The sequence below is a fragment of the Paraburkholderia sp. J8-2 genome, assembly GCF_905220195.1.
Lineage (GTDB): Bacteria > Pseudomonadota > Gammaproteobacteria > Burkholderiales > Burkholderiaceae > Paraburkholderia.
This window is the reverse complement of sequence record NZ_CAJMZA010000019.1, coordinates 55,519-75,149: the sequence shown is the minus strand read 5'-3', so window position 1 is coordinate 75,149 and position 19,631 is coordinate 55,519. Positions and strand designations below refer to the sequence as shown.

The following is a 19,631-nucleotide window of genomic DNA, read 5'->3' as shown; positions in this document are numbered from 1 at the left end:
GCTTTCTCCGGGGTGTTCTCGATGAGATTGGCACTCGCCACATGCGAGTGCTGATGGAAAGCCCAGTATAGAAAGCGCGCGAGCGGCGCTCCAATAACGAATTGGCAGATGGATATCTCGCGAACGCGCCTATGGATATCGCGGTGACGCGACTCGCGGTTCGATAGCGCGGCGATGAAGGGGATGAAGGGGATGGAGGCGATGGTTGCGCGAGCACCGGTCAAGCCGCGCAACAAAGAGAAAACGCGGGGCGCATGCGCCCCGCGTTTTGTTATTGACGTGGCGCCAGAGCACGCACGACAGACACCAGCGCATCGACCTCGTCACAGGTGTTGTAGAACGCAAGCGAAGGCCGCACGCTCGCTTCGAGACCGAAACGCCGCAAGATCGGCTGCGCACAGTGGTGCCCGGCGCGTACGGCAATGCCTTCCCGGCTCAACGCCTGCCCCACCTCCTCGGTCGTATACCCCTTCAGCACGAACGAGAGCACGCTCGCCTTGTCGCGCGCCGTACCGACGAGACGCACGCCCGGCACCGGCGCGAGCACGCTCGTTGCGTACGCAAGCAAGTCGTGCTCATACCGGGCGATATTCTCGATGCCGATACGGCTCACGTAGTCGAGCGCCGCGCCGAGACCCACTGCATCCGCGATATTGCCCGTGCCCGCTTCGAAGCGCGCGGGTGCACCATGAAACACCGTCTTTTCGAACGTGACGTCCTGAATCATGTTGCCGCCGCCTTGCCACGGCGGCATGGCTTCAAGCACCTCGCGTTTGCCGTACACGACGCCAATGCCGGTCGGACCGTAAATCTTGTGGCCGGAAAACACGAAGAAGTCGGCGTCGAGCGCCTGCACGTCCACGCGCATGTGCGAGATCGACTGGGCGCCGTCGACGAGCGCTCTCGCGCCCGCGCGATGTGCGAGTTCCACGATCTCCCGCACCGGCACCACGGTCCCGAGCGCGTTCGAGACCTGCGTCACCGCAACGATCTTCGTGCGGTCGTTGAGCAGCTTGCGATACTCGTCGAGCAACACCTGGCCCGAATCGTCGACGGGAATCACGCGCAGCTTCGCCCCCTTGAGCGCCGCGAGCTGCTGCCACGGCACGATATTCGCGTGATGCTCCAGGTGCGAGACGATGATCTCGTCGCCTTCGCCGACGTTCTGCACGCCCCAGCTCTTGGCGATCAGATTGATCGCCTCGGTCGTGCCGCGCACGAACACGATCTCCTCGGGCGACGCAGCGCCGATGAAGCGCTGCACCGTTTTGCGGGCATGCTCGTAGGCGTCGGTCGCGCGCGCGGCCAGAGCATGCGCGGCGCGGTGAATGTTCGAGTTCTCGTGCGCATAGAAGTACGCGAGACGATCGATCACGGCCTGAGGCTTGTGCGTCGTGGCGGCGTTGTCGAACCAGATCAGCTGTTTGCCGTTCACCCGCTCCTGCAGGATCGGGAAGTCGCGGCGTACGGCGTTGACGTCGAAGGGCGGATGCGCGCCGCGCAGCAGGTCGCCCTGTGCGGCGCTGCCAGTGCGTGTGCCGGGCGCGACGTCCTCGCTTGCGTCGAGGAAATATCGCGCAGGCCCATCCTGGCCATTGGTGTCCCGTCGATTGAGCGCGAGCAGTTCACGCAGCGCGTCTTCGCCTGGCAGTCCGAATGTCTCTGGTGCGGCAAGGCCTCGCGAAGGCACCTCGATCTCCTGCCCCTCCCGGCGCCAGCCGTGCGTGTCCGCTTGCGTGAAATAGAACGGCGAGCGCTCGCTGGGCGCAACTGCGACCGGAACCGGCTCCTCCGGCGCATACGCCTGCGGCACGCCGAGCAGCGCGCCGCCCACGCGCGGCTCCAGCGCGGGCGCGATCGAGACAGCATTGTCCGGCAGGCCGTTTGCCGCCGCCGCATGCGGTGCGAGCGCCGGTGCGCGGTTGCCGAGCGAGAGCACGTGAGTCGGTGCGGAAGGCGCGAGATTCGCGCCCGGCACCTTGCCCTGCGGCGGCGAGAAACCCGGCACACCCGTGCCTGTGCCGGCCGGTCCCGCGAGCGGCGAGCCCGCGGGCGCCGGATTGCTGACCGAGGCGAGTATCGGCGCGGCCGCGGGCAACGCCGACGGCACGCCGCCAACCGCGCCGCTGCCCGCCGCGACTTCGGGCGCGCCCGCGCTGCCCGGCAGCGAGTTGAAGAACTCGTTGGCGAGCCGCGCGAGCGTAGCGGGGTCCGGCAGACCACCCGGCAGCGGCGCGCGCCCTGCCGCTTGCGGCAATGCCGCGGGATTAGCGGTAGGTGTCTGGATAGTCATGGTACTTGCCGATCTCCACGTCATCGAGGACAGCCAGCGCGTCCGGCGAGTGGACGGCCAATGAGCAATACAGCGAGATCAGGTACGACGCGATCGCCTGATTGTTGATCCCCATGAAGCGCACCGAAAGCCCCGGTCCCTGCTCACCCGCCACACCCGGCTGATAAAGGCCCACCACGCCCTGGCGCTTGTCGCCTACACGCAGCAGCAGGATCTTCGTCTTGCCGTCGGCGACCGGCACCTTGTCGGACGGAATCAGCGGAATGCCGCGCCACGTGAGGAACTGCGAGCCGAACAGGCTGACCGTCGGCGGCGGCACGCCGCGCCGCGTGCATTCGCGGCCGAACGCGGCAATCGCCAGCGGATGCGTGAGGAAGAACGCGGGTTCCTTCCACACTTTCGTGAGCAGTTCGTCGAGGTCATCGGGCGTCGGCGCGCCGGTCAGCGGGAAAATGCGCTGGTCTTCCTCCACATTTGCCAGCAGGCCGTAGTCGGGATTGTTGATGAGCTGGCTTTCCTGCAGTTCCTTGATCGTCTCGATCGTGAGGCGCAGCTGCTCCTTGATCTGGTCGTGCGGGCTGCTATAGAGATCGGAGATCCGCGTGTGAACGTCGAGCACCGTGCTCACCGCGTTGAGGAAGTACTCGCGCGGCTGCTCCTCGTACGGCACAAAAGTCGTGGGCAGCGTGCCTTCGTCCTCGCGCGCGGTACAGGCAGCCCGCACTGCTTCGGGGTCCTTAACGCGATTCAGACGGTAAATGCCGGCTTCGACAGGCACCCATTGCAGCAGGTGCGTGAGCCAGCGCGGCGTGATCGTGGAAAGCTGCGGGACGGTCTTGGTGGCATTCGCCAGTTGCCGCGCGGCATTATCGCCAAGCGCGGTCTGGCCGCTCAGAGTCGTGGACATGAATGAAGGCTCCGGTTACTTATAACGAAAACTGCTTTGCTTATGAAGACGGCCGATTATGAGGAGAGCCATTCTCCGGTTCAACCGGCTATAGACATCAGGCGGACACAGGCGGCATCAAGCGCAATGGCGCGGCGCTGCGCGAAGCATGCGACGCCATTCCAGGCGCGAGTGCCCGTCCGAAAAGACATGCAATCAGGGAGACAGTGGAATGCCCGGCAGCACAGCGGCATGAACCGCGCCGCCGGCAAGCAGGTCGCCGATATCCACGCCTAGCGCGCGAGCGAGTTTCTCCGCCGTGACGATGGATGCGATGGCCGCGCCACGCTCGATTTCGCCGACGTAGGTCCGGTTCAATCCCGCATGCTCGGCGAGCCGCTCCTGCGACCACGCATGCGCTTCGCGCAGGCGCCGTACCGAGGCCCCGAAGTCATGAACGATGGCGCTCATCGCGAGGCGCCCGCCGCAAGCGCAACCGGCGCGGCTGCGCCGGGCTCTGCCGTTGCGACCGCCGCCGGCGCGCGTGTTTCGTGGCGCGAGATGGCCTGCGTGACGTGCGCACCTGGCGGCACGCTCTCGGTCAGCCAGACGTTGCCGCCGATCACCGCGGCGCGCCCGAGGGTGACGCGCCCGAGTATCGTCGCGCCCGCGTAGATGACGACGTCGTCCTCGACAATGGGATGGCGTGCCAAGCCCTTTTCGAGGTTGCCGTGCGCATCGCGCGGAAAGCGCTTCGCGCCGAGCGTCACCGCCTGATAGACACGCACACGCTCGCCGATGACCGCAGTTTCGCCGATCACCACACCCGTACCGTGATCGATGAAGAACGCGCTGCCGATCTGCGCGCCTGGGTGGATGTCGATGCCCGTGGCCGCGTGCGCGAGCTCCGAGATAATGCGCGCGAGCAGCGGCAAACCGAGGCGGTACAGCTCATGCGCAAGCCGGTGATGCGTGATGGCAAGCACGCCCGGGTAGCAGAGCAGCACTTCGTCCACGCTGCCTGCGGCGGGATCGCCGTTGAAGGCGGCGAGCACGTCGGTGTCGAGCAGCGAGCGGATGGCGGGCAGGCGCTGCGCGAACGCGCGCACCGCGGCCAGCGCGCGCGCGTCGATTTCCTCCGGGGCGGCTTCCGCGTGCCGCGCCTTGTAGCGCAGTTCGAGCCGCGCCTGCGCAAGCAACGCATGCAGCGCCGCGTCGAGCGCGTGGCCGACATAGAAGTTTTCGCTCTCCTGGCGCAGATCCGGCGGCCCGAGCCGCATGGGAAACAGCACGCCCTTGAGCGTCTCGACGACTTCGGCCAGCGCCTCGCGCGCCGGCAGGTCGCGGCCACCGGGCTCCAGTGCCCGCCGCTGCAGTTCGCGCCATTGTTGCCGCACGCCCTGCAGCGCGTCGACGATTTCAGCCACATGAAATACGGTCACGCCAGTTCTCTCTTCGTTGTTCGCATCAATGATCCGGCGAGCGGGTGGGCAACAAGGGCTGCTTTCCCTCTGTCTAGTCCTGCACCCACGGCAGGCCATGAAAACGCCAGCCGTTATGCAAGCCGCGATGCCCCGCATCGTCCAGTTCGCCTTCGAAGCCTTCGGCTACGTTGAAGACGTGCGCAAAGCCCGCTTTGGCGGCGGCTTCGGCAGCCTGCGCCGAGCGGTTGCCGCTGCGGCACAGCAGCAAGACCGCGGCGGCCTTGCCGGTCTTCGCCTCCAGCTCGCGCACGAAGCGCGGATTGCGCGTCAGGCTCGTGCCGGTCGCCCAGGCCACGTGCAAGGTGTCGGGCACGTGGCCGACGAACTTGCGCTCCTCGCCGGTGCGCACATCCACGAGCACCGCCTCGCCCGCCTGATGGAGCGCCCACGCCTGCTGCGCAGTCACGCTGCCCGCATACGGCAAACCGGCCGCCCGCGCGGCGCCAAGCGCGGCTTCGAGATCCGCGTGCAACGGCTTTTCCTGCAATGCCACTGTCATCAGTGCCTCCATGTAATGTTGGCGGCACATCAGGCCCTTTGGGAGAAGCTGCCGCCTTTAGACATCAGGAATTCACTATGCGGGCAAGGCGGCGCGCGTCCAACCAATTAAAAATGCTATCCAAATGGGCATACGCTTCACATGCAATTACGCCAGTTCAGCGGTGATCGCAGACGGCTTGTGCATCGCGAACCTTCGGCGCGACACCGTCAGCCGGTCAGCGGCAAATCACTGCTCCACGGGAATCCACGCAGCGGTCGCCGCGTTGCTCGTGCGGAATGCCGGAAACTTCGTCCCCAGTTCGGCGACCGTGCGGATATCGTTCTTCACGAGATCGTCGCGCGTAACGAGCGTGGGCTTCACGACGATCTGATGGGCGAGCGGCTGCCCGGCCACGGCGATTGCCGCGGCGCGCACCGACACCGCGCCCACGACAGCGGGATTCGTCGCGGCCGTGGCCACCCACGCGCTGTTGGGCGCGCGAATCGCCTCGATGTCGGCGGTCGAGATGTCCGCACTGTAGATCCGCAGCTTGTCGCCGAGATTCGCCTCGTTGGCCGCGAGATTGGCGCCGCGCGCGAACTCGTCATAAGGCGCGATCACCACGCGGATATCCGGATGGGCGCGATAGGCGGCCGCCGCCTGATTCGCCACGGACTGCGCAATCGGATTGTCCACGGTGCCCCAGCGCGCTTTTTCCTGAACCCCCGGATGCTCGCGCTTGAACGATTGCCACACCGCGTCGCGGCGATCGAGCGGTGCGAACCCCGCCACGTAGACGTAGCCGGCGGAAAACGCCTTGCCGTTATCCTTCACGGCCTGCGCAAGCAACAGCGATGCGAGATCGCCGTCGCTTTGCTCGATCTGCGGGACCTTGGGGTTCGCGAGATTGACGTCGAACGCAATGACCTTGATGCCCTTGTCGAGCGCCTGTTGAACGACGTCGCCCAACGACTCGGGCAAGCCGTGATTGACGATGATGGCGGACACGCCGAGATTGATGGCCTGCTGGATCTGATCGCGCTGCTGCGCCGCGTCCTGACGCCCTTCGTAAATGCGCAGATCGATGCCGAGCGCCTTCGCCTGCTTCTGTGCGCCCGCTTCGTAGGCCTGGAAGAAGTCGCCCTCGGAAATATAGTTAACCAAAGCGACCTTGACGCCGCCTTTGTCGAACGGCGCCGGCGCGCCCTTCAGCGCCTCGGCGTGCGCAGCGAGCGAGCCAACAAGGCTCGCAGCGCACAGCGCGAATGCGCCAAGCGCGCGGCGCGCCGAAGAACGGCGGCGCGATGCGCCGTTGCGAATGAGCTGGTGAATCGATGTCTTCATGACGTTCCCGTTGTGTGTGTGTCTGGATCAATTCCAGGCGTGACGCGCCGGCTTCACGCCGTTGAGGTAGTAATTCCCGACGAGGTGATACTTCCAGCGCACCGGGTCATGCAGCGTGTGTGTGCGCGCATTGCGCCAGTGGCGGTCGAGATTGTGGACACTGAGCGTCGCCTGGGTGCCGGCCAGTTCGAACAGCTTCTCCCCTGCTAGCAGGGCGATTTCCGTCGTCAGCACCTTCGCCTCTCCCACGGCGACCGAGGCGCGCGCCACATCCTCTTCCGTCGTCGCACCCTGTGCCGCGAGTTCGTCGAGGACGCGCGCGGCGCGTTCGAGCAAGGCCTCCGCGGCATGCAACTGGATGTGCAGATGCCCGACCTCACGGATCGTCAGCGGATCGTCGCTCGCGCGCTCGACACCGCTGTCAACCCACGGCCGGGTGCGCGCACGCACGAACGCGAGCGTGTCGTCGATCGCGGCGCGGGCAATGCCCGCATCGATCGCGGCCTGGATGATCTGCGAGAGCGGACCATTGAGCGTGGGCTGCTCGGAAACGCGATGCGCGGGCAACACGAGACTGGCCGGCACGCGTACGCTTTCGAGCGTGACGGTGCCGCTCGCGGTGGTGCGCTGGCCAAAACCGGACCAGTCGTCAACCACGCTAAGCCCTTGCGTGCCTCGCGGAATATAGGCGAGCCATCCCCTGCGGTCCTCGTCGAGTCCGAGCACGGGCACGAAATGGGCAAATAGCGCGCCCGTCGAATAGAACTTGGTGCCGTCGACCACGTAGTGGTCCCCGTCACGGCGCACCCGTGTTTTCAGGTCGAGCACATGCTTCGTGCCCTTCTCCGAGAAACCGTTGCCGAAGCGCTTGCCGGCGAGCACCTGGCCGAACAGACCACGCTTTTGCTCCTCGGTGCCCGTTAGCGCGATCACGTCGACGAGACCGAAGTGGTTCTGCGGCAGTTGCCCGAGCGACGCGTCCGCGGCGGCAATGAGTTTGACCACTTCCGTTAGGGTAACGAAAGAAACGCCAGCGCCGCCGTATGCCTTCGGCACCGTGATGCCCCACAGGCCCGAGCGCGAAAACCACTCGACTTCTTCATGCGGCAAACGCCGCTCGCTATCGCGCAGCGCGGCGCCCTCGGCCAGCCGTGCGGCCAGTTCCTTTGCAACCGCTATCGCCTCGCTGTCCGTGGCGATGATATGTGCGGCTTCGGTTGCGGGTGTGGCACCCTGTGCCGCGATGTCTGCCAGTGTCTCTGCCATGTTGCGCTCCGCTCGATCAGGTTGTGTGACTCGCAAACCAGAAAATGAAATCTGCCGGCCTTCGGATGGCGTCAGTCGCGGCCTTGCGTCCTGCGGCCGACGCTGAACGTAAATGCCAGCGCCACGACCAGCAATGCGCCTTTGATGAAGTCCTGGAGGTAGTAAGGCGCATTGAGCATCGTGAGACCGTTGAGCAGCACGCCAACGAACACGGCGCCGACGACCGTGCCCGGCACGTTGGGCCGCTTCGCGCCCCACACTGCGTAGCCCACGAGTGCCGCCGCCACCGCGTCGAGCAGCAACGAATGCCCAGCGCTCACGTCGCCGCGACCAACACGCGCGGCAATGAGCAGTCCGCCGAGTGCCGCGATCGTCGCCGAAGCGACATACGCGCCCATCCGGTAACGGTCCGTGGGCGCGCCCGCCAGTCGCGCCGCGTTCTCGTTGCCGCCGATGGCATAGATCACGCGACCCCATCGCGTCGAGCCCATGACGGCCGAAACGAGCACGGTCAGCACGAGCAGCACGAGCACGGGAACAGGCACCACCTCGAAGAAGCGTGCGCGTCCGAGCGCGAGAAATGCAGCCGGAAACATGCCGCTTGCTTCGGTGCCGTCCGGCAGGATCGTGCCTGTGGCTAGAGAACGGCCGCCTGTCGGAATCAGTTGCAGGCCGGCGAGCAGGAAGAGCGTGCCGAGCGTCGCAAGCTGGTCCGGCACATGCAGGCGCGTGATGAGCACGCCGTTGAACAGCCCCGCCACGACGCCAAGCGCGAGACACGCGAGCACGGCCTCCCAGCTGCTGCCGTGCCACACCACGAGCACGTAGCTCGCGGCCATCTGCGCGGAGGCGGCGACGCTCCCCACCGAAAGATCGAAGCCGCCAGCGGCGAGCGTGATCGTCACACCGATGCCGAGCAACGCAACAATCGATACGGCCTGCAGGATGCTGAACAGGTTGGCGATATTCAGAAACGCCGGTTCACGTACCGTGAAGATCACCACGAGCGCAGCGAGCACGATCAGCAGCCCGGCGCGTTCGAGCGCGACGAAAAGGCCGCGGCGATGCCGTGCAGTCTCGTGACGGGCGGGAGAGTCTTCGGCGGCGAGTGTCGGCGTGACGGATCTCATGATTCAGTGGGCGAGGTGGGAGACTGTGGAGTCCTGATGATCGATCGCGCCGCGATCGAACGAGACGATGCGGTCGGCGACTTCGTGCGCCTCTTCGAGGTCGCTGACGAAAACGAGCGTCGCGCGACCGGCCGCGCGATGACGCAATGTGGCAGCGATATCGGCTCTAGCTCCCGCATCGACGCCCTGAAACGGCTCGTCGAGCAGGAGCAGCCTCGCGGGCTCGGCGTGCCAGCGCGCAAGCAGCACCTTCTGCTGGTTGCCGCCCGACAGCCGTGAGACGCGGTCGTCCGGTCCCGCGCAGCGAATGCCGAACGCCTCGATCGCGGTGCGCGCCTCGGCGTGCTCGCGTTCGTGCGGCAAGGCGCCGCCGCGCCGCCAGCGCGACAAGAACGGGAAGCTGATCGTGCCGGCGATCGATGCGAACGCAACCGTGTCGGGAAAGAGCGATGTGCGCCACCGGTCTTCACCCGCGAGAAATACGCCTGCGCGAATCGCCTCTGCGGGCGTGCGCGGCGCCCAAGGGCGCCCGTAGAGTTCCATCTGGCCCGCTGCCGCTCGCAGCGCGCCGAAAATCACCTGCGCGAGCCGCGACTTGCCCGCCCCGACCGGGCCAACAATCGCGACGATCTCGCCCTGCGCCACCTCGAGATCGAATGCATCGCAACCCGGCGCGAGACGCAGACCGCGCAACCGCAGCGCGGGCTGCACCGATTGCGCACCGGCCAGCCGCGTGTGAGGCAAGGTTCGCGCCGCCGCCAGCGGCCGGCCGATCATCGCTTCGAGCGCAGCGTCGTAATCCACCGGCGCGTGCTGCTCACCGACAATGCGGCCATCGCGCAGGATCGAAACGCGTGAAGCGAGCCTTCGGAGGTCGCCCAGCCGGTGCGAGACGAGCAACACGGCTACGCCCTCGGCCCGCAGGCCTTCGACGAGCACGTAAAGCCGCTGCGCCTCGCTTGCAGAAAGGCTGGCCGTCGGCTCGTCGAGGATCAGCAGGCGCGGGCGCGACGCCAGTGCACGTGCGATCACGACGCGTTGCTGCCCGGCAAGCGAGAGCGAGCCGAGCGGCGCGTCGAGATCGGCTTCGAGCGCCACGCGCGCGGCCAATGCGCGCGCGCGTTCCCGGCGCGCGGACCGCGGCGTCCACCAGTGCGCGTGGCCGTCACACAGCGCGTCGAGCAACAGATTGTCGGCAACCGACAGCGCGGGCACTACCGCGTCGGCAATGCTCTGATGCACCGTGGCGACGCCCAGGCGCTTCGCCGCCTGCGGTGAAGCGGGCGCGTAAGATTTCCCGCCTAGCGTGAGCGAGCCTTCGTCGGGCAGGTTCACGCCGCTCAGGATCTTCACGAACGTCGATTTGCCCGCACCGTTCGCGCCCATCAGCGCGACGACCTCGCCCGCGCGGATGGAAAAGTCGAGCCGCGATAGCGCAACGGTTGCGCCAAAGCGCCTGGTGATCGCATGAGCAGTCAGAATCGGAGCGGACATCGCAGCGTACGCGTTCGCGCATCGAAGGTTGGCATTGGCACTCATCCTAGCGAGGCGCGGCAGTCAGCCAAACGAAGCGATGCTCATATTCATGCGCCCCCGATTGATAAGGGAAACTACATAACAGCTGCCGCGCAGCACTTCCGCGATGGCAGCGCAATCGCTGTCATCGCGCGGCGTGCCTCCACGCAAATCCGGCAAACCGATATCGATTCGACAATCGGTTATTGGAGTGGCGTCACACGCCTTCCTATACTCATCCTCTTCGTCCCGTGCCAACGGCGGCGCGTGCTGCCCCACACGGCTACGCGGCCCTTGCCTCGCGCCGTGTTGCTACTCCTCATTCGAGAACGAAAGCATGAGTTCATCGCGATCCGACGACACACTCTCCAGCGGCGCCGACTACGACGCCCTCGCCGCCCGTTTCCTCCCCGCCTTCGCGGAAATCGCCGATGATGCCGCCGAGCGCGATCGCACACGCCGCCTGCCGCATGAAGCGGTCGCCCTGCTCAAGAAAGCGGGCTTCGGCGCCGTACGCGTTCCCGCTCGTCACGGCGGCGCAGGCGCCTCGATCGAGCAACTGTTCCGCCTGATCATCGAACTGGCGGCGGCCGATTCGAATTTGCCGCAGGCGCTGCGCGGCCACTTCGCCTTTGTCGAAGACAGGTTGAATGCGCCGGCGGACGAGGACCAGCGCGCCTGGCTCGATCGTTTCGCGGGCGGGCAGCTGGTTGGCAATGCGTGGACCGAAGCCGGCGATGTCGCGCTCGGCCAGATCAACACGAAGGTGAGCCGCCGCGATGGCGGGTTCGTGCTGAACGGCGCGAAGTATTACAGCACCGGCAGCCTCTACGCGGACTGGATCGACGTCTTCGCGCAGCGTGACGACGACGGCAGCGACGTCATCGTCGCGGTGAATGTGCACCAGCCCGGCGTGATTCGTGAAGACGACTGGGACGGCTTCGGCCAGACGACGACCGGCAGCGGCACCACCGTGTTCCGGAACGCCGAGGTGCACGCGCGCCATGTCATCGACTTCGGCCGCCGTTTCAAGTATCAGACCGCCTTCTATCAGCTGTTTCATGTCGCCACGCTCGCGGGCATTGCGCAAGCTGCGCAACGCGACGCCGCCGCGCTCGTGCGCAGCCGCAAACGCATCTACAGCCACGGCAACGCCGGGCGCGCGAGCGACGACGCGCAGATCCAGCAGGTGGTGGGCGAGATCGCCTCGTGGGCCTATGGCGCACGGGCCGTGACCTTGCAGGCCGCGCAGGCGGTGCAGCGCGCGTACGAGGCACGCTTTGGCGGCGACGACGAAGCCGAGCGCGCGGCTAACGTGCAGGCCGAAATCGCCTCGGCGCAGAGCCAGCTCGTCGCCTCCGAGTTCGCGCTGCGCGCCGCGACGCATCTGTTCGACGCGCTCGGCGCCTCGGCCATCCGCGCAGACCACGCGCTGGACCGGCACTGGCGCAATGCACGCGCCGTGTCGTCGCACAATCCGCTCGTCTACAAAGCGAAGATCGTGGGCGACTGGACCATCAACGGCACTGAGCCGCCCTTTGTCTGGCAAATCGGCAACGGACCGAAACGCGGGAGCCAATGACCATCATGAGCAAAACCATCCGTTTCAATGCCTTTGAAATGAACTGCGTGGCGCATCAGTCGCCGGGCCTCTGGACGCATCCGCGCGACCGCTCCTGGCAATACAAGGACCTCGCCTACTGGACCGATCTCGCGAAGATCCTCGAGCGGGGGGTGTTCGACGCGATCTTCATCGCGGACGTGATTGGCTACTACGACGTCTACCAGGGCAGCAACTACCACGCGCTTCATCAGGCGGCCCAGATCCCGGTGAACGATCCCTTGCAGCTTGCCGCGCCCATTGCGATGGTCACGTCGCACCTGGGCATCGGCATCACCGCCTCCACGAGCTTCGAGCACCCGTACACGTTTGCGCGCCGCCTCTCGACCGCCGATCACCACACGCAAGGGCGCCTCGCCTGGAACATCGTGACGTCGTATCTCGAGAGCGGCGCGAAGAACATCGGGCAAGGCGGCCTGCGCGACCACCACGACCGCTACGAAGTCGCGACCGAATACGTAGAAGTACTCTACAAGCTGTTCGAGGGCAGCTGGGAAGATGACGCCGTGGTGCGCGACCGCGAACGGCGCGTGTTCACGCATCCGGAGAAAGTGCACGAGATCGGTCACAAGGGCAAATACTTCGAAGTGCCAGGCTATCATCTTTGCGAGCCTTCGCCGCAGCGCACGCCGGTGCTGTTCCAGGCGGGCGCATCCGGTCCAGGCAAGACGTTCGCGGCGCAGCATGCGGAATGTGTGTTCGTCGCCGCGCTCTCGCAGGCCCAGCTGCGCGACTACGTCGCGGATGTACGCCGCCAGGCAGCGCTCGCCGGTCGCGACGCGCACAAGCTGTTGATCTACAACCTCGTCACCGTGATCGTCGACGAGACTGACGCAAAGGCATTGGCGCGCTTCGAGGAGTACCAGCGCCATGTCTCCTATGACGGCTCGCTCGTGTTCATGTCGGGCTGGACCGGCATCGACTTCGGCCAGTACCTGCCTACCGACACCGTGAAGCGCGTGCAGACGAACGCCATTCACTCCGCCGTCGATCATCTCTCAGGCGGCGACAAAACGTGGACGATCGAGGCGCTGGCGAGGTGGGGCGGCATCGGCGGAATGGGGCCCGTGTTCGTGGGCTCCGCCGCGACGATAGCGGACATTCTTCAGGAGTGGGTCGAGGCCACGGGCGTAGACGGCTTCAACCTGGCCTACGCGGTCGCGCACGAGACGTTCGAGGACATCGTGAACCTGCTCGTACCCGAGTTGCAGCGGCGCGGCGTGTACCCACGCGACTACGCGCCGGGCACGCTGCGCGAAAAGCTGTTCGGCGCCGGCGCGCGGTTGCCCGACGAGCATCCCGCGGCGCGCTTTCGCGATATCGAACGCGTGAAGCGCGAACTCGCGGCGCGCGCCAGTGAACCGGGCACCGTTCAAACGCCGGAAGACGCGGTCGCTGCGTTGCCGCACGAATAGTCAGATCGCGTACGCCAGCACTGCCGCTTCATCCGCCGCTGCGACCCATCCGTCGTTATATTCCGCTACAGCATATGCATAGCGAATGTGGCTGTTTTGCAGCCACGCGCGCACCTCGTAGAATCGGTCCGCTCTTCGATGACCACGCTACTGAACCTTTAACTATTCCTCTTCGATCATGAAAGCCATCCGCTCCGTTCTCGTTGCCGCGCTCCTGTCGGCCGTTGCCGCCGTACCCGCCCTCGCCGCCGATGACCTCGCACAAGTCGAGACGTCCGGGGTGTTTCGCGTCGGCACCGAAGGCACGTACGCACCGTTCACTTACCACGACGAAACAGGCAAGCTGACGGGCTTCGACGTCGACATTGCAACGGCCATCGCACAGCGGCTCGGCGTGAAGCCACAATTCGTCGAGGGCAAGTGGGACGGCCTGATCGCCGGCCTCGACGTCAACCGCTATGACGCGGTGATCAACGAGGTTTCGATCACGGACGCGCGCAAGGTCAAGTACGATTTTTCGACGCCGTATATCTCGACGCATGCGGTGCTGATCGTGCGCTCGGACAATACGAACATCCACTCCTTCGACGACCTCAAAGGCAAGAAGTCGGCCAATACGCTGACCAGCAACTTCGGCAAGCTCGCGGCATCGCACGGCGCCGATGTCGTGCCGGTGCAAGGCTTCAACGAATCGATCGATCTGCTGACCTCGGGCCGCGTGGACGCCACCGTAAACGACTCGCTCTCGTTCCTCGACTTCCAGAAGCACAAGCCCGACGCCAAACTCAGGATCGCAGCCACCGACACCTCCTCCGCCGACGACCAGTCCGGCGTGCTGCTCCGCAAGGGCAACCCCGAGCTGGTCGCGGCAGTCGACAAGGCGCTCGCGGACATCAAGGCCGACGGCACCTACGCCAAAATCTCCCGGAAGTACTTCGGCAAAGACATTTCGCAATAAGGCGGACTGAACGATGCCTGCATGGCTGCATCTGATGGCGCAATCGTTGTGGCCACTGCTCTACGCGGGACTGGTGTTTACCGTCCCGCTCACGCTGGCTTCCTTTGCAATCGGCATGGCGCTTGCGTTCTGCGCGGCGCTCGTACGCCTGTTCGGACAGCGCTGGGCGGTCGCTGCCGTGCGCTTCTATATCTGGCTATTTCGCGGCTCGCCGCTACTCGTGCAGCTGTTCGTCATTTTCTACGGACTGCCCAATGTGGGCATCGTGTTCGATCCGTTGACGGCGGCGATCATCGGCTTTTCGCTCAATGTCGGCGCCTATAACGCGGAAGTCATTCGCGGCGTGATCGAATCCATTCCGCGCGGGCAGTGGGAAGCGGCCTATTCGATGAACATGACGCGCGCGCAGGCGTTGCGCCGCGCCATCCTCCCGCAGGCGATCCGCGTGGCATTGCCCGCCCTCTCGAACTCGTTCATTTCGCTCGTGAAGGACACCTCGCTCGCGGCGGTGCTGACCGTGCCGGAAATCTTCCAGGCTGCCCAGCGCATCGCGGCCGTGACTTACGAACCCCTGATTCTCTATACCGAGGCCGCGTTGATCTACCTGGTGTTCAGTTCCGTGCTCTCGCAGGCGCAGGGCCGGCTCGAAGCGCGCTACGGCCGCCACGCCTTGTTTTCGGTGGGGCGCTGATGATCCGTATCGAGCAAATCCACAAGTCGTTCGGCGAGCATCGGGTTCTCGCAGCCATCGACCTGACGCTCAAACCCGGCAGCGTCACCGCGCTGATCGGACCTTCGGGCAGCGGCAAGAGCACGCTCCTTCGCTGCATCAACTTGCTGGAAGTCCCCGACTCGGGCGCGTTGAACGTGGGCGACGCCCGCGTGGAGTTCGGCCCGCGCCGCCGGCTGTCTCACGGCGAAATCGCGTCGGTTCGAAGACATACCGGCATGGTATTCCAGAACTTCCAGCTATTTCCGCACCTGAGCGTCATCGAGAACGTGATGGAAGGACTGCTGACGGTCCTGAAGTGGGACAAGGATCGCGCCCGCGAGCGCGCGGCCACGCTCCTCGCGAAGGTCGGAATCGCCCAGAAGGCCGACGCGTGGCCGTCCACGCTGTCGGGCGGGCAGCAGCAGCGCGTGGCCATTGCACGCGCGCTCGCCCCCTCACCGCAGGTATTGCTATGCGACGAGCCGACCTCGGCGCTCGACCCCGAGCTTTCCGCCGAAGTCGTGGAGGTGCTCAGGCAGCTCGCGTTGGAGGGTACGACCATGCTGATGGCAACGCATGACCTGCGGCTCGCGGCTTCCGTCGCGCACGACGCGGTCTTCCTCAAGGATGGCGCGATCGTCGAAGCCGGACCGTCCAGCGAACTCTTCTCGCGCCCGCGCGATGCGCGCACGGCGCGCTTCGTCTCCACGCTCACGCAAGCGCTGCCGGCATTCTGATCCTACGCGGCGCATCACCCCGCCGCCCGCAGCCCGCGCTGATCGATCCACAGGCGCGCCCAGCGTGAGGCATACGCGATGGCGTGATCGGGCTCGAAAAAATAATCGAGCGCTTCGAAAGAAAACGACGTTTCAAGCGCCGGCGACCTGTTCTCGATGGTCAGGTTCGCCGCATAGAGTCCGCTTGGCAGCGCATGCGCGGACGGTTCGACGTTGTATCCCTTGTATCGCATGTAGGTTCCCGTGAAAGCAGGCGCGGACACGAGCGTCCGCGGCACTTCATGCTAGTGCGCGAAACGCGCGCAGCCAAAGAATGTTTTGGCGTTAGCAAATCAGCGCGGCCGCCGATTCGGGATTACCGTTTGGCCTCGATGTCGTTTGCGTGCATTCGCATCGCTGCCAAGCGGGCAGATCGTGTCGCCGCATGATAAGGATTACGTATGATCTGATAAAGCCGCCATGCGCCGCCCCCTCGCCCGAGCGGTATCAACAATATCTGCCTGGCAACGCGCGTGACGCGATGAACGCCTACCTGGAATGGGAGTATGGTCTCGTCGCTCAACTCGGAAGAGACGGTACGCACGGCTTTTTTGTGATCTGAACGCCCCGTTCACGCCATTCCACTTGCAGCGCTTCGGCGCTGCCGCCGGAAGAACTGCCACATCATCGACATCGCGTCGGGGCCTCGATCCGAATGAAACGGCTCGCTCGGGTCGCCGCCGCTCCATGCGTGCCCGAGCCCTCGAACAACGCATACCCGTACGACGAGCCTGCCCGACTTGACATAGTCGGTGTACGCCACCGCGTCGCGGCTATAGCTGCGTATTTCGCCAACGCGCAATTCGCTCTGCGCGTCGAGCAGCCGGTTGACTCGCGCGAACTGCATGCCAAGTTGCATCGCGTTGCGCCTCGCCACGACCGCGTCGATTTCGCCTTGCACGATGAAGGCGGGCATGCCCGGATGCACGGCGACGTCGAGCGCGGCATCGACGAGATGCACCGGTTCTTCGCGGCTCGCGTGACGCATGACGCTCATCGCGCTCATTGTGGAGGTGGCCGCGCCGAATACCGGCCCGGAGTGCAGGCCAACGGCTGCGAAACGCCACGGATAGCGCATGGCGAGCACGGACGCGAGCCCCGCCCCCGCCGAGATGCCCGCCAGGTAGACGCGTTCGCGATCGAATCCGTGCTCGCGCACGATCGCGTCGACAAGCGATGCGACCGCTGGCGCCTCCGACTGCGCATGATCGCCGTGCCAGTGCCAGCAGCGCTGTGCATGCGCCGTTTTCGCCTGCTCGGGAAGCAGCACGGCAAAGCCTGACCGATCCGCCAGCCGGCAAACGCGCGTGCCCGCGGCGAACGATTCCGCCGTTTGCTTGCAGCCGTGCAGCATGACCACGAGCGGCATGGCCCTGGCCACGCCGGCGGGCAGATAGAGCGCATACGCGAGATGGTTGATGAGATGCCCGGCCCTGGGCGGCGCGGAATGCCAGGAACGCAACCACCTGCCGCCCGTGCCCGCCGGTTGCGCATGCGCCACGTGCGCGTTGCCGGTGAGTTTCGCCGATTTGGTTCCCGGCTTCGCTACGTGCGTGGGCTTCGCGGCCTTCGCGGGCGCCGTTTTACGTGCGGTGGCCTTTTTCTTCGGTCGCGTTGTGCTCATGCGGGTGAGCAGTTCGAGACCCTTGAGCCAAACGTTGGTCTTTTTCCTGGGCATGAGCAATGGCGACAAGGCGTTTTGTTCACGTCACGCCAGGAGCCACGCGGCGGACAGCGCGACACAGCGATCGTGTCGCTGCGAGTCCAACCATCATAGCGGCCCTGACCTTGCGCTGAATTTTGCGTGACAGCGCGCCGCTAACCGCTCCCGCGTCACGCGTGTCGCTGGCGCTATAATTTCGGCGACCGTTGCTGCGCCGCCCATTCCACCATTCCCGTGACTGCTTCCACACCCAACGCCCCGCCGCGCCCCACGCTGTTCGGACTCTTTCTGATATTCAGCCGCATTGGCTTGACGAGCTTTGGTGGCGGTTTGAGCGGCTGGCTGCTGCGCGAATTCGTTCAGGATCGCCACTGGATCAGCGAAGAGGACTTCCTCAACGGGCTCGCCATCTCGCAGGCGCTGCCCGGCATCAACGTCAAGAACATGGCGATCTGGATCGGGCATCGGCTGCTGGGCTGGCGCGGGGCCGCCGTGGCCGTCACCGGTATCGTCGTGCCGCCCGCGTGCCTGATCATCGTGATTGGCAGCGTGGTCGGCGCGCTCATCTTCCATCCGCTCACGCAGATTCTGATCGCCGGCGCCGCGGCTGCGGCCACAGGATTGTCGCTGTCGATGGGCGTCGTGACCGCGCGACGCGTGCGGCGGCAAATCCTTCCGCTGCTGCTCATGGCGGCGACTTTCCTTGCAATCGGCATTCTGCGTTTGTCGCTGGTGTGGGTGGTCGTCATCGGCGGCACGGTTAGCGTGCTCTACGAATATGTGGCGATCCGCCGGGGTGCGCGATGAATGCACGCCTGCTCGGTCAGCTGGCTGCCATTTTCGCGCCACTTTCGCTCGTGACGATCGGCGGCGGCCAGGCGATCGTCGCGGAGATTCAGCGCCAGGTCGTGCAAGTGCATCCCTGGATGACGCACTCGCAATTCGCCGCCGACTTCGCGATTTCACGCATGGCACCGGGCCCGGGCTCGCTGCTCGTCACGCTGATCGGCTGGCAGGTTGCCGGTTTCTGGGGCGCGCTCGTGGCGACCGCCGCGCTCCTGCTGCCAACGGGCTTTCTGATCTACGGCGTCACGCATATCTGGGGCCGCTATCAGGGCGCGGCGTGGCAGCTCGCGCTCGAGCGCGGCCTGCGTCCCATCGCGGCCGGCATGATGCTCGCGGCGGGCTGGGTGCTGCTCAAATCGCTGAACGGCGGCCTTCCCGCGAAGGCGATTGCCGTCGTATCGCTTTGCGTGCTGCTCAGAACGCGCGTCAGTCCGCTGGTTCTTCTCCTGGCCGGCGCGCTTGCGCTCGTTGGCGTGAGCCTGATCGGTGCGGGTCTGCCGCACTGGCTCCAGGTACAGCTCACGTAAAAAACACGCCGCCGTTACAACTCCACGGGAATAGCAGCCCACCCGCCGCGGTATACCCATTGCAGTCTCCGTTGATGCGACCGTGCTCCAGCCGGTCGCAGTACCACGCAATTTCATCAGGAGTTCGAAATGATTAATCGCCGCCCGTTTTTTGCCTTCCTCGTCGCGACTGCTTGCATCGGCGCCGTCTCCACCGCTTCCGCGCAAGGACTCACGCGCGCCCAGGTGCGCCAACAGCTGATCGAAGCGCAGGCCAACGGCTCGCAATTCGTGACCGATACCTCGTATCCCGATGTGAGCCCCGTATTCGCGCAACAAGTCGCGCATGCGAAGGCACAACAGCAACAACAGGCACCCAGCGGCATGGGCGCGCCCATGCAAGGCACGAGCGACTCCGGCGCGCCGCACGCGGCGTGCGTCGGGCCGGTGAGCTTCTGCAACCTGTATTCGGGTAGCTGAAAGCGACTGCCGCCTCCCGCTAGTCGCCCCTGCCGCAGTCGAACGCCCCGCTCAGGACGAGCGGGGCATCGCGCGCGCCTTTTTCGCCGCCGCCCTCTACCGCCCCCCCAAGCGTCCTGGCCAGCCGCAGTGTCGGCAACGCGCCATATTCGATGCGCCGGGCATGCACCGGCACGCCGTCGTGCAGACTTTCGTGCGCTACAGGACAAACCCTGCCCCCCAATTGTCTTGTGGCGTGACTACACTATGTGCGTC

General features: G+C 65.5%; 19 protein-coding genes. 8 read left to right on the top strand and 11 right to left on the bottom strand.

Features of this window, described 5'->3' with window-relative positions:
- Window positions 1-271: 271 nt before the first annotated feature.
- From U5A52_RS29910 to U5A52_RS29870, 9 genes are all read right to left on the bottom strand, one after another.
- Window positions 272-2,293, bottom strand: a complete 2,022-nt coding sequence (locus tag U5A52_RS29910) for a family 2A encapsulin nanocompartment cargo protein cysteine desulfurase (protein ID WP_321937300.1) — start codon at window positions 2,291-2,293, stop codon at window positions 272-274.
- Window positions 2,268-3,200 carry a family 2A encapsulin nanocompartment shell protein gene (locus U5A52_RS29905; RefSeq protein WP_110382762.1) on the bottom strand — a complete coding sequence of 311 codons (933 nt, stop codon included), beginning with the start codon at window positions 3,198-3,200 and terminating at the stop codon, window positions 2,268-2,270. Before U5A52_RS29905 ends, U5A52_RS29910 begins: the two co-directional genes overlap by 26 nt.
- A 195-nt stretch (window positions 3,201-3,395) precedes the next feature.
- Complete coding sequence (locus U5A52_RS29900) at window positions 3,396-3,650, bottom strand: helix-turn-helix transcriptional regulator (RefSeq protein ID WP_321915555.1); 255 nt, start codon at window positions 3,648-3,650, stop codon at window positions 3,396-3,398.
- The gene (gene epsC, locus U5A52_RS29895; protein WP_321937298.1) at window positions 3,647-4,621 is read right to left on the bottom strand and encodes a serine O-acetyltransferase EpsC; all 975 of its coding nucleotides are present in this window, start codon (window positions 4,619-4,621) and stop codon (window positions 3,647-3,649) included. Before epsC ends, U5A52_RS29900 begins: the two co-directional genes overlap by 4 nt.
- 73 nt (window positions 4,622-4,694) lie before the next feature.
- Complete coding sequence (locus tag U5A52_RS29890; RefSeq protein ID WP_321915553.1) at window positions 4,695-5,162, bottom strand: rhodanese-like domain-containing protein; 468 nt, start codon at window positions 5,160-5,162, stop codon at window positions 4,695-4,697.
- A 228-nt stretch (window positions 5,163-5,390) separates the two neighbouring features.
- A complete protein-coding gene (locus tag U5A52_RS29885) occupies window positions 5,391-6,488 on the bottom strand; it encodes a substrate-binding domain-containing protein (RefSeq protein WP_321937296.1) in 1,098 nt (365 codons plus the stop codon).
- Window positions 6,489-6,515: 27 nt separating this feature from the next.
- Window positions 6,516-7,754 carry an SfnB family sulfur acquisition oxidoreductase gene (locus U5A52_RS29880; RefSeq protein ID WP_321937294.1) on the bottom strand — a complete coding sequence of 413 codons (1,239 nt, stop codon included), beginning with the start codon at window positions 7,752-7,754 and terminating at the stop codon, window positions 6,516-6,518.
- 71 nt (window positions 7,755-7,825) lie between these two features.
- Entirely contained in the window at window positions 7,826-8,884 is a 1,059-nt protein-coding gene (locus tag U5A52_RS29875; protein ID WP_321937293.1) for an ABC transporter permease, read from the bottom strand.
- Between the two features lie 3 nt (window positions 8,885-8,887).
- A complete protein-coding gene (locus tag U5A52_RS29870; protein WP_321937291.1) occupies window positions 8,888-10,378 on the bottom strand; it encodes a sugar ABC transporter ATP-binding protein in 1,491 nt (496 codons plus the stop codon).
- A 358-nt stretch (window positions 10,379-10,736) separates the two neighbouring features.
- Between U5A52_RS29870 and U5A52_RS29865 the strand changes: the two genes are divergently transcribed.
- The 5 genes from U5A52_RS29865 to U5A52_RS29845 all read left to right on the top strand — a co-directional run bounded on the left by U5A52_RS29865 (window position 10,737) and on the right by U5A52_RS29845 (window position 15,842).
- Entirely contained in the window at window positions 10,737-11,981 is a 1,245-nt protein-coding gene (locus U5A52_RS29865; protein WP_321937289.1) for an acyl-CoA dehydrogenase family protein, read from the top strand.
- A 5-nt stretch (window positions 11,982-11,986) separates the two neighbouring features.
- Window positions 11,987-13,435: an LLM class flavin-dependent oxidoreductase gene (locus U5A52_RS29860; RefSeq protein WP_321915547.1), complete on the top strand. Its 1,449-nt coding sequence runs from the start codon at window positions 11,987-11,989 to the stop codon at window positions 13,433-13,435.
- Window positions 13,436-13,613: 178 nt separating this feature from the next.
- The gene (locus U5A52_RS29855; RefSeq protein ID WP_321937287.1) at window positions 13,614-14,393 is read left to right on the top strand and encodes an amino acid ABC transporter substrate-binding protein; all 780 of its coding nucleotides are present in this window, start codon (window positions 13,614-13,616) and stop codon (window positions 14,391-14,393) included.
- 13 nt (window positions 14,394-14,406) lie between these two features.
- Window positions 14,407-15,084, top strand: coding sequence for an amino acid ABC transporter permease (locus U5A52_RS29850; protein WP_321915545.1), 678 nt, complete (start codon window positions 14,407-14,409; stop codon window positions 15,082-15,084).
- Window positions 15,084-15,842, top strand: coding sequence for an amino acid ABC transporter ATP-binding protein (locus U5A52_RS29845; RefSeq protein WP_321915544.1), 759 nt, complete (start codon window positions 15,084-15,086; stop codon window positions 15,840-15,842). The genes U5A52_RS29850 and U5A52_RS29845 overlap by 1 nt, the downstream gene beginning before the upstream one ends.
- A 14-nt stretch (window positions 15,843-15,856) precedes the next feature.
- Here U5A52_RS29845 and U5A52_RS29840 read toward each other — a convergent pair whose 3' ends face one another.
- Entirely contained in the window at window positions 15,857-16,075 is a 219-nt protein-coding gene (locus tag U5A52_RS29840) for a hypothetical protein (protein ID WP_321915543.1), read from the bottom strand.
- A gap of 377 nt (window positions 16,076-16,452) precedes the next feature.
- Complete coding sequence (locus U5A52_RS29835; protein WP_321937286.1) at window positions 16,453-17,559, bottom strand: PHB depolymerase family esterase; 1,107 nt, start codon at window positions 17,557-17,559, stop codon at window positions 16,453-16,455.
- 219 nt (window positions 17,560-17,778) lie between these two features.
- Between U5A52_RS29835 and U5A52_RS29830 the strand changes: the two genes are divergently transcribed.
- The 3 genes from U5A52_RS29830 (at window position 17,779) to U5A52_RS29820 (ending at window position 19,376) form a co-directional block, all read left to right on the top strand.
- Complete coding sequence (locus tag U5A52_RS29830; protein WP_321915541.1) at window positions 17,779-18,351, top strand: chromate transporter; 573 nt, start codon at window positions 17,779-17,781, stop codon at window positions 18,349-18,351.
- Window positions 18,348-18,917 (top strand): chromate transporter, encoded by a 570-nt coding sequence (locus U5A52_RS29825; RefSeq protein WP_158762757.1) that lies wholly within the window; start codon window positions 18,348-18,350, stop codon window positions 18,915-18,917. The genes U5A52_RS29830 and U5A52_RS29825 overlap by 4 nt, the downstream gene beginning before the upstream one ends.
- Before the next feature lie 132 nt (window positions 18,918-19,049).
- Window positions 19,050-19,376, top strand: a complete 327-nt coding sequence (locus tag U5A52_RS29820; protein ID WP_415765459.1) for a DUF4148 domain-containing protein — start codon at window positions 19,050-19,052, stop codon at window positions 19,374-19,376.
- Window positions 19,377-19,631: the final 255 nt, after the last annotated feature.

Excerpts from the sequence above, each read along its gene's own strand:
- U5A52_RS29835 (WP_321937286.1), bottom strand. The coding sequence starts at position 17,559 with ATGCCCAGGAAAAAGACCAACGTTTGGCTCAAGGGTCTCGAACTGCTC.
- U5A52_RS29905 (WP_110382762.1), bottom strand. The coding sequence starts at position 3,200 with ATGTCCACGACTCTGAGCGGCCAGACCGCGCTTGGCGATAATGCCGCG.
- U5A52_RS29865 (WP_321937289.1), top strand. The coding sequence starts at position 10,737 with ATGAGTTCATCGCGATCCGACGACACACTCTCCAGCGGCGCCGACTAC.
- U5A52_RS29860 (WP_321915547.1), top strand. The coding sequence starts at position 11,987 with ATGAGCAAAACCATCCGTTTCAATGCCTTTGAAATGAACTGCGTGGCG.
- U5A52_RS29840 (WP_321915543.1), bottom strand. The coding sequence starts at position 16,075 with ATGCGATACAAGGGATACAACGTCGAACCGTCCGCGCATGCGCTGCCA.
- U5A52_RS29875 (WP_321937293.1), bottom strand. The coding sequence starts at position 8,884 with ATGAGATCCGTCACGCCGACACTCGCCGCCGAAGACTCTCCCGCCCGT.
- U5A52_RS29885 (WP_321937296.1), bottom strand. The coding sequence starts at position 6,488 with ATGAAGACATCGATTCACCAGCTCATTCGCAACGGCGCATCGCGCCGC.
- U5A52_RS29850 (WP_321915545.1), top strand. The coding sequence starts at position 14,407 with ATGCCTGCATGGCTGCATCTGATGGCGCAATCGTTGTGGCCACTGCTC.
- U5A52_RS29910 (WP_321937300.1), bottom strand. The coding sequence starts at position 2,293 with ATGACTATCCAGACACCTACCGCTAATCCCGCGGCATTGCCGCAAGCG.
- U5A52_RS29845 (WP_321915544.1), top strand. The coding sequence starts at position 15,084 with ATGATCCGTATCGAGCAAATCCACAAGTCGTTCGGCGAGCATCGGGTT.
- U5A52_RS29880 (WP_321937294.1), bottom strand. The coding sequence starts at position 7,754 with ATGGCAGAGACACTGGCAGACATCGCGGCACAGGGTGCCACACCCGCA.
- U5A52_RS29900 (WP_321915555.1), bottom strand. The coding sequence starts at position 3,650 with ATGAGCGCCATCGTTCATGACTTCGGGGCCTCGGTACGGCGCCTGCGC.
- U5A52_RS29855 (WP_321937287.1), top strand. The coding sequence starts at position 13,614 with ATGAAAGCCATCCGCTCCGTTCTCGTTGCCGCGCTCCTGTCGGCCGTT.
- U5A52_RS29890 (WP_321915553.1), bottom strand. The coding sequence starts at position 5,162 with ATGACAGTGGCATTGCAGGAAAAGCCGTTGCACGCGGATCTCGAAGCC.
- U5A52_RS29825 (WP_158762757.1), top strand. The coding sequence starts at position 18,348 with ATGAATGCACGCCTGCTCGGTCAGCTGGCTGCCATTTTCGCGCCACTT.
- U5A52_RS29870 (WP_321937291.1), bottom strand. The coding sequence starts at position 10,378 with ATGTCCGCTCCGATTCTGACTGCTCATGCGATCACCAGGCGCTTTGGC.